This is a genomic window from Burkholderia sp. SCN-KJ (assembly GCF_024656005.1).
Lineage (GTDB): Bacteria > Pseudomonadota > Gammaproteobacteria > Burkholderiales > Burkholderiaceae > Burkholderia.
Window position 1 is genome coordinate 1 of record NZ_JANKOG010000040.1, and the last position, 12,260, is coordinate 12,260.

9 protein-coding genes and 4 pseudogenes are annotated in these 12,260 nt (G+C 57.4%); 9 read left to right on the forward strand and 4 right to left on the reverse strand.

Going from position 1 to position 12,260, the window contains the following annotated elements; genetic code table 11:
* Positions 1-150: 150 nt before the first annotated feature.
* The 5 genes and pseudogenes from NQV17_RS35080 (at position 151) to NQV17_RS35100 (ending at position 4,766) form a co-directional block, all read left to right on the forward strand.
* Positions 151-962, forward strand: a protein-coding gene (locus tag NQV17_RS35080; RefSeq protein WP_257775755.1) for an IS5 family transposase whose coding sequence is annotated in 2 segments (ribosomal slippage) — positions 151-490 and positions 490-962 — 813 coding nt in all. Because the reading frame shifts where the segments join, the coding sequence is not laid out codon by codon here.
* A gap of 27 nt (positions 963-989) precedes the next feature.
* A pseudogene (locus NQV17_RS35085) lies at positions 990-1,619 on the forward strand (ABC transporter ATP-binding protein); the annotation flags it as partial.
* Positions 1,620-1,629: 10 nt separating this feature from the next.
* A complete protein-coding gene (locus tag NQV17_RS35090) occupies positions 1,630-2,517 on the forward strand; it encodes a branched-chain amino acid ABC transporter permease (protein WP_257775756.1) in 888 nt (295 codons plus the stop codon).
* An 11-nt stretch (positions 2,518-2,528) separates the two neighbouring features.
* Positions 2,529-3,542: a branched-chain amino acid ABC transporter permease gene (locus NQV17_RS35095; RefSeq protein WP_257775757.1), complete on the forward strand. Its 1,014-nt coding sequence runs from the start codon at positions 2,529-2,531 to the stop codon at positions 3,540-3,542.
* A 201-nt stretch (positions 3,543-3,743) separates the two neighbouring features.
* Positions 3,744-4,766 carry an NAD(P)-dependent alcohol dehydrogenase gene (locus NQV17_RS35100; protein WP_257775758.1) on the forward strand — a complete coding sequence of 341 codons (1,023 nt, stop codon included), beginning with the start codon at positions 3,744-3,746 and terminating at the stop codon, positions 4,764-4,766.
* Between the two features lie 431 nt (positions 4,767-5,197).
* Here the strand turns inward: NQV17_RS35100 and tnpB are convergent, their stop codons facing one another.
* Positions 5,198-5,338, reverse strand: coding sequence for an IS66 family insertion sequence element accessory protein TnpB (gene tnpB, locus NQV17_RS38220; protein WP_374692796.1), 141 nt, complete (start codon positions 5,336-5,338; stop codon positions 5,198-5,200).
* Between the two features lie 376 nt (positions 5,339-5,714).
* On the opposite strand from tnpB, the pseudogene NQV17_RS35110 reads away from it, so the two are divergent.
* Both NQV17_RS35110 and NQV17_RS35115 read left to right on the forward strand, forming a co-directional pair.
* Positions 5,715-6,247, forward strand: a pseudogene (locus NQV17_RS35110) (integrase core domain-containing protein); the annotation flags it as partial.
* Between the two features lie 437 nt (positions 6,248-6,684).
* Positions 6,685-8,382 carry a tannase/feruloyl esterase family alpha/beta hydrolase gene (locus NQV17_RS35115; RefSeq protein ID WP_257775759.1) on the forward strand — a complete coding sequence of 566 codons (1,698 nt, stop codon included), beginning with the start codon at positions 6,685-6,687 and terminating at the stop codon, positions 8,380-8,382.
* Positions 8,383-8,601: 219 nt separating this feature from the next.
* Here NQV17_RS35115 and NQV17_RS35120 read toward each other — a convergent pair whose 3' ends face one another.
* Positions 8,602-9,252, reverse strand: coding sequence for a TetR/AcrR family transcriptional regulator (locus NQV17_RS35120; protein ID WP_257775760.1), 651 nt, complete (start codon positions 9,250-9,252; stop codon positions 8,602-8,604).
* 343 nt (positions 9,253-9,595) lie between these two features.
* Between NQV17_RS35120 and NQV17_RS35125 the strand changes: the two genes are divergently transcribed.
* Together NQV17_RS35125 and NQV17_RS35130 are read left to right on the forward strand one after the other, a co-directional pair.
* Complete coding sequence (locus NQV17_RS35125) at positions 9,596-10,393, forward strand: Crp/Fnr family transcriptional regulator (protein WP_257775761.1); 798 nt, start codon at positions 9,596-9,598, stop codon at positions 10,391-10,393.
* Positions 10,394-11,165: 772 nt separating this feature from the next.
* Positions 11,166-11,318: pseudogene (locus tag NQV17_RS35130) on the forward strand (transposase); the annotation flags it as partial.
* Here the strand turns inward: NQV17_RS35130 and NQV17_RS38225 are convergent.
* The gene (locus NQV17_RS38225; protein WP_374692797.1) at positions 11,316-11,726 is read right to left on the reverse strand and encodes a hypothetical protein; all 411 of its coding nucleotides are present in this window, start codon (positions 11,724-11,726) and stop codon (positions 11,316-11,318) included. The pseudogene NQV17_RS35130 and the gene NQV17_RS38225 overlap by 3 nt on opposite strands.
* 264 nt (positions 11,727-11,990) lie before the next feature.
* Positions 11,991-12,230: pseudogene (locus NQV17_RS38230) on the reverse strand (GlxA family transcriptional regulator); the annotation flags it as partial.
* Between the last annotated feature and the right edge of the window lie 30 nt (positions 12,231-12,260).

The window sequence follows — 12,260 nt, forward strand, 5'->3', positions numbered from 1 at the left end:
TTGCCCCTGACAGGCTGCAGTGCCAGTCGATCTCGGTCTCAAAAATGCTACCTACGTTCAAGCCTCGATGGATGTGGAAGATCGTCGCTCCGAAAACGACTTCTGCAGACCTTCCTTAACTTCCTGTCTTGTTTTGCCTGACGGGAAGCGATGCCTAAAGAGCTTATCGACGACGAATTGTGGTCACTCATCGAACCACTTCTGCCCGTGCGAGCACCGCGCAATCGCCAGTATGCAGGCCGCAAACCGACACCCGACCGTGCGGTACTGACTGGCATTGTGTTCGTGTTGCGCTCGGGCATCGCATGGAATCTCCTGCCGCAAGAGATGGGTTGCGGCTCAGGCACGGCCTGCTGGCGACGACTCGTCGCGTGGCAGCAAGCTGGCGTCTGGCAACGTATCCACGAGACGCTGCTCGCGGAACTGCGTCGCCGTGGCGAAATTGATTTGACGCGTGCTCTCGTCGACAGCTCGTCGATTCGCGCCATGCTGGCGGGAAAAAAACCGGCCCGAATCCCACGGACCGACGCAAGCTCGGCAGCAAACACCACCTCATCGTCGACGCGCAAGGCATCCCGCTCGCGGTCATCCTGACCGGAGCAAATCGCCACGACATTACCCAGCTCGACGCGCTGGTCGAGGCCATTCCGCACATTCGAGGCAAGCGGGGTCGTCCGCTGCACAAACCGCAAATCGTTCAAGGTGACCGGGGCTACAGTTCCGAGCCACATCGGCAGCGCTTGCGAGCGCGCGGCATCACGCCGGTACTTGCAAAAATCTGCGAGCCGCATGGCAGCGGACTTGGCAAAACGCGTTGGCCAGTCGAACGTTCGATTGCATGGCTTCACGCGTTTCGACGACTGAAGATTCGCTACGAACGCTATGCTCATATCCACGAGGCCTTCCTATCTTTGGCTTGCGCCTTGATTTGCTGGACGCGTCTCAAACCTCTGGCTCACTAATTTCGCAACAGCTTCTTAAGCTTTTCGGTTAGCAAGGGCGAGGTCGTCACGTTGCTTGGGCGCAATGGCTCCGGCCGTACGACGACGCTGCGCGGAATCATGGGGCTGACGGGTACGAGAAGGGGATCCATCAAGATCAACGAGACGGAATCCATCCATCTGCCCACCTGCAAGATTGCCCGTTTGGGTGTCGGTTATTGTCCCGAGGAACGCGGCATTTTCTCGGGGCTGTCGACCGAGGAGAACTTGATGTTGCCGCCGATGGTATCTAAGACGGATCGCGGCATGTCGATCGACGAAATCTACGACTTGTTCCCTAATCTTGCCGAGCGCCGGCGCAGCCAGGGAACGCGCCTATCGGGCGGAGAACAACAGATGCTCGCGGTAGCGCGGATCCTGCGTACCGGCGCGAGGCTGCTTCTGCTCGACGAGATTTCTGAAGGGCTCGCACCAGTCATCGTGCGCGCACTCGCACGCATGATCAGCAAACTAAAGGAGAAAGGCTACACCATCGTGATGGTGGAGCAGAATTTTCGGTTCGCCGCGCCGTTGGCAGACCGCTTCTATGTCGTCGAGCATGGGCGTGCGATCGAGCACTTCACGGCCGATGAACTTGACGAGAAGAAGCCTGTTCTGACCGAATTGCTTGGTGTGTAGTGAGGGAAACATGGAAGAACTACTGGGAATTCCGCTGCCGGCACTGACGAGCCAGTTGTTGATCGGTCTCGTCAATGGTTCGTTTTACGCACTGCTTTCACTCGGCCTTGCCGTGATATTTGGGATGCTCAACGTCATCAACTTTGCCCACGGCATGCTGTACATGCTTGGTGCACTACTGACTTGGATGGGACTGAGCTACCTGGGGCTCAACTACTGGATCATGTTGATCACCGCACCGATTGTCGTCGGCGTATTGGGGGGCATTTTCGAAAAGACCATGCTGCGTTGGCTTTACAAGGTCGACCACATCTATGGTCTGCTGTTGACATTTGGCATCACGCTGGTAGTGGAGGGCCTGTTTCGGTCGATCTACGGGGCATCGGGGCAACCCTATTCAGCGCCAAGTGTGCTCGCCGGCACGCTCAATCTCGGTTTCATGCTGCTTCCTGCCTATCGTGCCTGGGCCGTCGTTCTCTCCCTTGTCGTTTGTTTTTCGACCTGGTATGTGATCGAACGGACGAAGCTCGGCGCGTATCTGCGCGCGGGAACGGAGAATCCGAAGCTGGTTGAAGCGTTCGGCATCAACGTGCCGGTGATGATCACGCTAACCTACGCCTTCGGTGCCGCACTGGCGGCGCTGGCTGGCGTCTTGGCCGCTCCAATAGTTCAGGTATCGCCGTTGATGGGAACGAACCTGATCATCACGGTGTTTGCTGTCGTAGTCATCGGCGGAATGGGCTCGATTGTGGGTTCGATCCTCACTGGCCTTGGATTGGGTGTCGTCGAGGGATTGACGCGCGTCTTTTACCCGGAAGTTTCAGCGACGGTCGTCTTCATTGTCATGGCGGTCGTGCTGATGTTTCGCCCGGCGGGGCTGTTCGGTAAAGGGAATTGAGGAGTATCTAGGTGAACAAGAAAATCGGCTATTCGATCGCGCTGATCGCGATGCTGGTCGCACCAGCTTTCATCTATCCGGTGCTGCTGATGAAGTTGCTCTGTTTCGCGCTGTTTGCCTGCGCCTTCAATCTCCTGATCGGCTTCACCGGGTTGCTCTCATTCGGACACGCCGCGCTTTTCGGGGGTGCGGGCTATATTGCCGGATACGTCTTGCGTGACATGGGTTATCCGTTTGAGATCGGGGTGATTGCAGGAACGCTCGGCGCGGCAGTGCTGGGTCTCGCGATGGGCGCGCTGGCAATCCGCCGAAAGGGCATCTACTTTACGATGATTACGCTCGCCCTCGCGCAGATGCTGTATTTCTACTGCCTGCAGGCACGTTTCACTGGCGGTGAAGATGGCATGCAGGATGTGCCTCGGGGATGGTTGCTGGGCATGTTCAATTTGGCCAACGATATGACGATGTACTACGTCGTTCTCGTCATCACGGTCGCGGGATATATCGCTATCCTGCGCATAGTGCAATCACCGTTCGGTCATGTGTTGAGGGCGATCAAGGAGAACGAACCTCGCGCTATCTCCCTTGGCTACGACGTCGACAGTTACAAGTTGCTCGCCTTCGTGTTGTCGGCTGCATTGGCAGGGTTGGCCGGTGCGACAAAATCCGTGGTGCTTGGATTTGTGACATTGGGAGACGTACATTGGACCATGTCGGGCCTCGTCATCCTGATGACGCTTGTCGGCGGACTGGGAACGTTGACAGGGCCGGTGGTCGGTACACTCGTTATCATTTTGTTGGAAAATCGATTGAGCGATTTTGGAGACGGGCTGGCGAATCTGACGCAAATCGAATGGTTCCGTGATCTTGGCGAATCCGTCACGATCGTCACGGGCCTCATCTTCATTGTATGCGTTCTTCTATTTCGGAAGGGCATAGTAGGGGAGTTTGCCGGTCGCTTTCAGCTTCGGAAAAAGCGGCGGGCAGAAAATTCCCGGCAGGCAATGTTGGACACCGCGGGTTAATCTTCCTAACGAATCAGTTTTCTTTGGCATTGAATGATGAGCTTTCTCGACTAGAACGTGATATTTTTGGAAGTCGTGCATCGTATCAACGATGCTCGCAAATCGGGCGTAGAGGTGAAGAGGGTAAGTTACTCCGTAGATAGAAAATTCGTATTTTGTGAATATGGCGATTGCTGTGTGGATTAATTGCCCGGAGAAATCATGCGTGTATATCAGGTTGAAAACGAATGGACCATGGACAATCTCCGCATTGGAGAGCGCCCAATTCCCGAGCCGCGCGACGGGCAGGTGCGCATCAGGATGCGGGCAGCAGCCCTGAATTATCGGGATTCTTTAATTCCATTCCGCGGCTATGGAAAGCGCATGCAGCAGTTGCCGCTCATTATGCTAAGTGACGGCTTCGGTATCGTCGATGCGGTCGGTGCCGGAGTTACCCGAGTTCAACTTGGCGACCGAGTATGTCCGCTGTTCTACCAAAGTTGGCTGGGGGGGCCGCCCAGTAACGAGCGGTTCCGATATAGCCTGGGCTGCGAGCAGGACGGTACGATGTCGGATTATCTCGTCCTATCGGCCGAAGGGGTAAGTAAGGCACCGGCACATCTTGACGAAGTCGAAGCGGCAACGCTGCCGACGGCAGCGGTCACGGCCTGGCGTTCGTTGGTCACTGAGGGGAATCTCAGACCGGGGGAAACGGTGCTCATACAAGGAACCGGCGGTGTATCCCTGTTCGCTCTTCAGTTTGCCAAACTGCTCGGTGCCCGCGCGATCGTGATTTCATCCAGCGATGAAAAGCTCGCTCGAGTGCGTGCGTTGGGGGCGGATGAAACAGTGAACTATCGCGAGAATCCTCAGTGGGGAAAGATCGTGCGAGAAATCACTGGTGGTCACGGTGTCGATCATGTTGTTGAAGTAGGCGGGGCCGGCACACTAGAACAGTCATTACGTGCGGTTCGCACCGGTGGCTCGCTGAGTATGATTGGCGTGCTTGCAGGTTCGGAGCCGACGATCCCGCTCGGCCAAATTGTGACGCGCCATATCCGCCTGCAGGGCATTACTGTGGGAAATCGAGACGATTTCGAAGCGATGGCAGCTGCAATCGCACTACATGAACTACGTCCGGTCATTGATCGGGTATTTGATTTCGAATCGTTGCGGTTGGCACTCGATTACATGGCATGTGCGCAACACTTCGGGAAGATCTGCATTCGACATGCATCGGGCTGAGCAGAAGGGGAGTGAAGTAATTGATTTGCAAGTGCGGTTGTTGCCATTATTCGAGCTTTCGTCTTTGTTTTGATGGAAACGTATCATCTTCAAGAATTCGATGCCGTAGGATTTGGAGATTCGTGAAGAAATATAGATATGCGAATAAACAGTCAGGTTGTGCGTGTACGCCGAGATGAAGTTTAAGATGGCGAGGTTGGATGCGCATGTAGAGAAGCGCCAGCGTGGCTACCGGACAATGGGGCACAGTGTGCACGCGTGCCGGGAATCCCCCGTACCATGTTCGCGATCGATGCTTGCTGCGCGAGGACCCGAGCCTTGAGCTCAGCGACGATAGCCGAAAGCGGCGTATCTTTGGACACGCGTCGCAGTTTACGAGGCTTCGGTGCGGTTTACAACATCGACAGAGCGGCAGGATGTCGCGGATGTTGCTAGTCGATGCCCTTGAGTACCATCGACAGTTGGGCGCTCGTCAGAGGAATCTTTCCGCCGTCGGCCTGCGACCAGATAAAACGGTCTTGCTCCAATGGTTTTGCAGGCAACCAGAGCCAAAAGTAGAACCCCGCGTGCATTTGGCGGGTTCTGCGCTTTCAGTTAGCCCCGGGACGGATAGTCACGGTTGTGCCGTAGACCGTCGCAAGGAAACCCCGTCGGTGCTTAGAAGCGGTGGACGATACCTAACCCTGCTGCGAACATACGGCTCGAGGACGACGGAGTCGACTGGAAGCCGTCGCCTATTGATGCTGTTGCATCGATCTGCCGGTTCGTCGCGCCTGCCGCCGTGAACGTCGGTGTGCTGAGCGTGTGGCCGTTCGCGCGCTGGAACGCTCCCAGTGCGTAGAAACCGGTACGCTTGGATAGCGCGTAGTCCTGGGACAAAACTGGTGGTACAGCGCTGCGTCGTCGATATAGGAATAGCATTGGGATCTCCGAGATCGTCAAAGCGGATACCAGTACACGGCGATCGACGACTTCTCTCGGTCCCGGGTACTGGCAATCTGCCCCACGCAGAAACGCCCGAAATACACTGCGCATTCTTGATCGCGTCATTGAGGAGATGCCGCTCACAATCCAGCGTATCCAGGCCGATCGAGGCGGCGAGTTCTTCGCCGAGTCGGTACAACGGCGCCTAATGAGCGAATGCGTCAAATTCCGACCGATCCCGCCACGCCCGCCAAACCTCAATGGCAAGGTGGAGCGTTCACAGCTCACCAACCGCAACGAATTCCGGTCGTATCATCCGCCGACCGAGAGTGCGATCGACCAACGCATTAAGGAGTGGCAGTTCGACTACAACTGGCGGCGCTCGCACCACTCATTTGGCGGCAAAACGCCTGCCGATCGTATCGCGGAGCCAAGCGATATCACACCTCTGGCGGCGAATGGGAGAGGCGCCCACGACGAAACCAAAGAGCGAATTCGGCATCGCGAATGGCGTCGATAAGACCCTCGCCGAACATCATCGGCGCGCTAAAAAGTGAAGCGATGTCGGTGAATCGCACAGGTGATCGTAATACAGCGATTTCTAGTTCTTCATCGCGCCATCTTATACGACCCGTCACGCAACCTGACAATGCCTGCCGAACAGCACCGAGCTGGCCATGAATCCGGCCGTTGCTGCATCCACCCCCATCTGTTTTATGAGGAACGGCAATGCAGCGCCCACAACGGCCAAGTCATATCTGTCAAGCACGAGAAGCTGCCAAGCTGATTACTTCTACATCTTCGATCGAATACGGCCCGAGATTTCAAATCGTCTTGCACAAGACAATCCTCCGCAGGCCGGGTCGGTATGGTCGGTATCGAGATCCTCTGTCGCCAAGGTCGTCAATGACGGCGTATCTCGAAAGATCATTTACTTGAACGATATCGACGCGTGGACAACTAGAAGTCCCGGCGTCTGCTAGGAGACAACGTCATGAAGTTCACGAAAGTCAGGCCGCAATGGCTTGCACCTGCTGTGGCAACACTATCAGCCTTGCTCGTCGTTGGTTGTGGAGGAGGTAGCGACTCTGTCGTAGCCGATGCCGCGCCTCAGTTAACACCGGCGCAGCAGTGCGCGGCGCTGCAGGGTTCGGCCGTACCAGCCTCCGCGATTGGTTTGCCAACGACTGGCGCCACGATTTCTTCTGCAACGCTAATTTCTGCGACAGCAGCGGGCAATACAAATGGCGAGTTCTGCAAGGTCGTGGGAGGGATTCATCCCGTGGACCCGGCTGCACCGGACATCAAGTTCGAAGTGGATTTGCCATCCACTTGGAACGGGAAATCTGTTCACTTCGGTGGTGGCGGGCTTGATGGCACTGTTCCGGACACAACAGGCTTCACAAACACCAGCCTCACACTCTATGGCGAACCGAAGGGCATCCTGACCCCACTGGCGCGCGGATATGTGACGCTTGCGAGCGATAGTGGGCACGAAGGAAGCTTTGGGGATGGCAGGTTCGCTCAGAACGATGAAGCGTTAGCGAACTATGCCGGTGACCACATCAAGAAAACGCACGATGTCGCTCTGTTCTTGACCAAGCAGCGCTACGGGGCGACGTTCGCGCATAGCTACTACATTGGAGGTTCTGGCGGCGGTCGTCAGGCGCTCATCGCTGCGCAGAAGTACGCCTCAGACTACGACGGCATCATTGCGACGTATCCGGCGTCCGGGCTCATGGGGCTGGCGTTCCAGATGGGGCGAATCTCTCAGGCCTCGCTCGCGCCAGGTGGCTTCATCAACGCTGGCAAGGCCGCTGTTCTCAAGAAGGCCGTGATGTCGGCCTGTGACAGCCTCGACGGCGTGGCAGATGGCCTGATCAGCAACCCCAGTCTTTGCGCGTTCGACCCGGCTACGGTCCGATGCCCAGGGGGCACCGACACGGGCGACACTTGCCTGTCAGACGCTCAGATCCGCACCGTCAATACCATGGCCACGCCGCTGAATACGAGCTTTGATTTCGCAAACGGGCTTCACAACATCCCAGGATACAACGTGCTCGCTGGCACCGATTTCTGGGGTGGTCCATTGCTTCCGCTGGGTGATTCTCAAGGCGACGCCGTACTGGATCCCGCGACAAGTCCAGAGGATAAGTGGTCGTTCTTCTATGCCTTCCCAAATAGCCTCTTGCGATACGCCATTGCAAGGGATCCCTCGCTTGATCTGATGTCCTTCAACTTCGCCAATCCAGGGACGCTCACCGCAAGAACCCAGACAGTGAGTCAAATGGTGGATTCCACAACCGTCAATTTGGACAGCTTCAAGAACCGAGGTGGGAAGGTGATTCTCCAGCACGGGCTATCAGACCAATACATTCCGGCCCAAATGTCGATCGACTACTACAACCGATTGCTGGCAGACTACGGACAGGATGCGTTGTCTTCCTTCCTCAAGTTCTATTTGATTCCCGGCGCTGCGCACGGCTTCGGGGGGCAGTTTGAGGGGGCATATGACGGGCTTACTGCTTTGGACAACTGGGTCACGAAGGGTACGGCTCCGCAGAATCTCGTCATTACCGACTTGAACCCACCCACTGCGGGACGCACGCGGCCTCTGTGCGAGTACCCCCAGTGGCCGAAGTACGTCAGCGGGGACGTGAACGTCGCCACAAGCTATACCTGCGCTAATTGATCCGCTGCCTGCGGCGACTTTGCAGCGGGCAATCAAATCACCTCACAACTTCAATCCTCTTGTGCTGCCGGCCGAATACACGAAGCTGGCAGCACATCCGCGCAGCGCAAAAGACTTAGATGTAGTCGGCGCGACAGAATCCGGTAGAGGGCGCGGTCGCGGGTTAAAATCGTCATCTTCGGCTCGCCGGTAGAGAGCGGCTCATTCCTGGAGGAGCGACTACACAGTCGGAATCCTAAAGGCGGGCGCTTGTAAGCCCGAAACCCCTCTCAGACAAAACATGATGATGGCCGAGCCGTGGGCGGCCGTCTGGACGGCATCCGCTGCAGCGTTGTTGGCGAGCGGCGCCACTAGACCTTCGAACAGGCAGCCGACTATGCAGTCTGCCGATGCGGCGGCATCCTGTGGGGGGAACTCTCCATTCGCCATACCCTGCTCGATGATCGTCTTGAATACCCGGGCCAGTGCTCGATGATAAGTGAGCCGAGCGGCTTCGACATCCGGCTCAACGGGTTCAGCGACTAGGGCGTAGGCCAAGCGCCGGCCTCGCAACGCGCGACTCGCGAAAGTCCAGGCAGCCGCGCCAAGGCGTTCTAGTGCTGCTCCATCACGCATGGCGATGCCGGCTACGACGTCGACTTCCCGTTGCGCCGTCGTCTTCACGAGTTCTACCAACAGCTCGGTCTTGGACGGAAAGTAGCGGTACAACGTGCCGATCGCGACGCCGGCGGCTTCCGCAATCAACGACATCTGGGCTTCTCGGAACCCAGACTCCGCCACCAAATCTCGTGCGGCCTTGAGGATCAGCGGATGTTTGTCGGCACCCCGGCGACGAATCCGGATGCGCGGAGGGATATGTGGAATTTCCATTTCAGTTATGCCTGCTTCTCGACGAGAATTGACCGGTGCGTCGATCATTCCAATAGTAGAGATTATAGCCATCTACGTACAAACACCTACCCATGCTTTGCTTGACAGCTTCTCTCACGGGACATAGTCTAAAGCGAATGCATATTTCACTTAACGAAAATTCACGCCTCATCCCGTTTCGAGCGGTGCCGGAAGCGGGAATTGGGCCGAAATCGGGAAGACTGCGGGTTTTGCACGGAGCTTGCCACATGCCCGCGGTATCACGTCGGCTCGGGCGCTCCGCGCAAAGGTAAATCATGCAACTGCGCAATACTGGCTCCAAATGATGAACCACGTGAACGGCATGCAAGCCAAACGAGCGGAAACGATGCGAGTTCCGCCCGTCGTCCGGTCAAAATCCAGCGGCTTGGTCGACTCATCGCTTTGTGATCGCAATGAGGGCTCGAGCAAATCTGGCCATCTAACTCTGGAGGCGTTTCTCTTGCGAGCACCGTGGTACGCGAATCTCTCTGTGGAGGCGAAGACCCGAGTGCTGCGTGATAGCTTTGATCGATCCTACGATGCTGGTACCGTTGCGTGCCATCGAGGAGACCCTGCCGACCACTGGCTTGCGGTGATGGAAGGGATCGTGAAGGTCGATACCGCCTCGAGGGAGGGGCGGGCCATCACATTTGCGGGCGTCCCTGCCGGCTCCTGGTTCGGTGAGGGTGTTGTGTTGAAAGACGAGCCACGACCCTATTCTGTTGTTGCGATCCGGCATAGTCGCCTAGCATTCGTACCCAAGTCGACATTCCTTTGGCTCCTTGAGCGGAGTCACTCTTTCAGCAGATACGTGATCGATCAACTCAACGCGCGATGTGGCTACTACGTTGGGCTGGTACACAACCTGCGGCTGCATGAAGCATCTGCGCGGGTGGCATTCTGTTTGGCAGAGCTTTTCAATCAGCAGCTCTATCCAGCCACGGACAAGACGTTGGGCTTCTCGCAGGAAGAGATTGGGAGGCTTTGCGGTCTGTCGAGGCAGAACACTAATCGGGCCATCCACGAATTGGAAGATGCAGGGTTAGTGGTCGCTGAGTACGGGTCGATTCAGATACTGGATCTGGATGCACTGCGACAATTTGCACGCTCCGGGGACTAATGAGGCACAACCGCAGTGCGGTAGCGCGGGGCCTGAGTTGCCTACCCATCTCACAGCGTTTCGCGCAATTTTGACGGATGCTTCTTTGGCCCTCCTCCTCAGACAGTTTCTCCATCGTTCTGTGACGTGACGGCTTTGCTCGACTGCAGGCCAATATCGGTCTGGACCGCGATCAATCGGCGCGGAGGCCCTGAAATTCCTGCCGAGATACATTTGCGGCCGAGATACTGCGAGCCACAGCATGTGTTGAAGCCCTTCAAAACTGCTAATCGCGCCCATAGATCACGCCAATGTAATAATCCTCTCGAACCGTATTCAATAAGGCACAGCGGCGGTTTCGAGCACTTTTCAAGGCGTTGTATGAAATTCATCGGTGAGGATGGCGTTTTTCGTCAGAGTGAACCAATCGCCTAGATGAGACCGGTATGTTCGAAGAACTGCATAAATGGGCTACGACAATGGCGGCCATGCAGTCGTGAGCCTACACGCTACGGACGCAAGGCGACCGCAGGCGGGTCTACGTACCCGGCAGCTCTACTATTCGAAAAACCATCGACTGCTTCACGAGGTCGAATCACACACGACGAATCGACGACGTCTTGGCGGGTAAAGCCAGTAGCGGCCGCTGAAATCAGCCTCTTACGTTGACATAATATGTATTATCAATCGAAAAAATGTAGGTCCCAAGTTCAGATGTCGCGTTTCCGCTAAATAAAAATGTCGTGTTTTGGCCTGTAGGTTGATCGCCGACACCCCACAGGGAGCGCCGGCGATGAACGCGACTGGGACGATCACCATGACGATGCGTGAAGTGGACCGGTTCAAGGTCATTGAGGTGGTAGCCGAGTATCGGCTCAAGCCCGGCCAGGCGGCCGAACGGCTGGAGTTGACAACGCGGCAGGTTCGCCGGCTGGTCGCCCGGCTAGCTGCCTGCGTTTTCAGCGCGAAAGAGGCGACTCGTGTTCATGCCGCGGGCGGCCGCGCGCCGGAGCACATCTTGCTCGATCCGCGGGACGCACGACGCCCCCCAATACGGGTCATGCTCCCGCATGAACGGCCCTGCGAAATCCCAGAAAAGGAAGTCGACGAAGACGTCCCTTCGCGTCGAGACGGTCGGAACCTGTTCGCCACCTTCGGCCGCAATCTGCGCCGAGCTGTGGCCGTCGGCGTCGTGGGCGTCCACGTCGCTGGCCAGCGCGAGCAACTCGACGCAGGCCAGCGACTGGGCGTGGGCCGCGAACATGAGCGCCGTGCGCCCTTCATGGTCGCGCTGCGTGGGATCGCGGCGCCCATCGAGCGCATCCACTCCGCTAGAGCGTCGCCGCCCGTCCATCGATGCATCGCGGCGGCCATCTTCAACGGGGTGCGGCCGAAGCGGTCCGCCGTGAGCGGCACGCCGGGCGCCACGAGCTGGCGCAACCGCGGCAGCGCGGTGTGGCGTTTGTCGGTTTGCGAGAGCAAGAACGAGTAGAAAAGCGCCGAAGCGCCGCTGGCGTCCACAATCGTGGGGTCAGCGCCGGCTGCCAACAAGATCGCCGGCAAGTCGATGCCTTGCTGCGTGCAGCGATCACGAGCGGCGTGCGCCCTTGGTAGTCTTCGGCGGCGGCGCGGCGCCGACGAGCGGATGCGCGTGCCGCATCGCGATGCCGTTGCTGGCTTCGACTGGGTGGCCGTCGATGGAGAACACCGTCCAGCGATAGTGTTCGGTACGGTCCACGTAATTCGCCACGCGAAGGGCTTCGATCGCATGCGAGAACGCGATCATCGAATACGACGGCAGCGAGAGAAAGCCGAAATGGCGCGGGCGTGAAGTGAGGAAAGCCGGGGTATCAGGCACGGTGGCAACGCCGGAAGGACGACGGGGTCG

Coding starts and splice junctions, on each gene's coding strand:
- NQV17_RS35090 (WP_257775756.1), top strand. CDS start 1,630: ATGGAAGAACTACTGGGAATTCCGCTGCCGGCACTGACGAGCCAGTTG.
- NQV17_RS35100 (WP_257775758.1), top strand. CDS start 3,744: ATGCGTGTATATCAGGTTGAAAACGAATGGACCATGGACAATCTCCGC.
- tnpB (WP_374692796.1), bottom strand. CDS start 5,338: ATGCACGCGGGGTTCTACTTTTGGCTCTGGTTGCCTGCAAAACCATTG.
- NQV17_RS35115 (WP_257775759.1), top strand. CDS start 6,685: ATGAAGTTCACGAAAGTCAGGCCGCAATGGCTTGCACCTGCTGTGGCA.
- NQV17_RS35120 (WP_257775760.1), bottom strand. CDS start 9,252: ATGGAAATTCCACATATCCCTCCGCGCATCCGGATTCGTCGCCGGGGT.
- NQV17_RS35125 (WP_257775761.1), top strand. CDS start 9,596: ATGCAAGCCAAACGAGCGGAAACGATGCGAGTTCCGCCCGTCGTCCGG.
- NQV17_RS38225 (WP_374692797.1), bottom strand. CDS start 11,726: ATGGACGGGCGGCGACGCTCTAGCGGAGTGGATGCGCTCGATGGGCGC.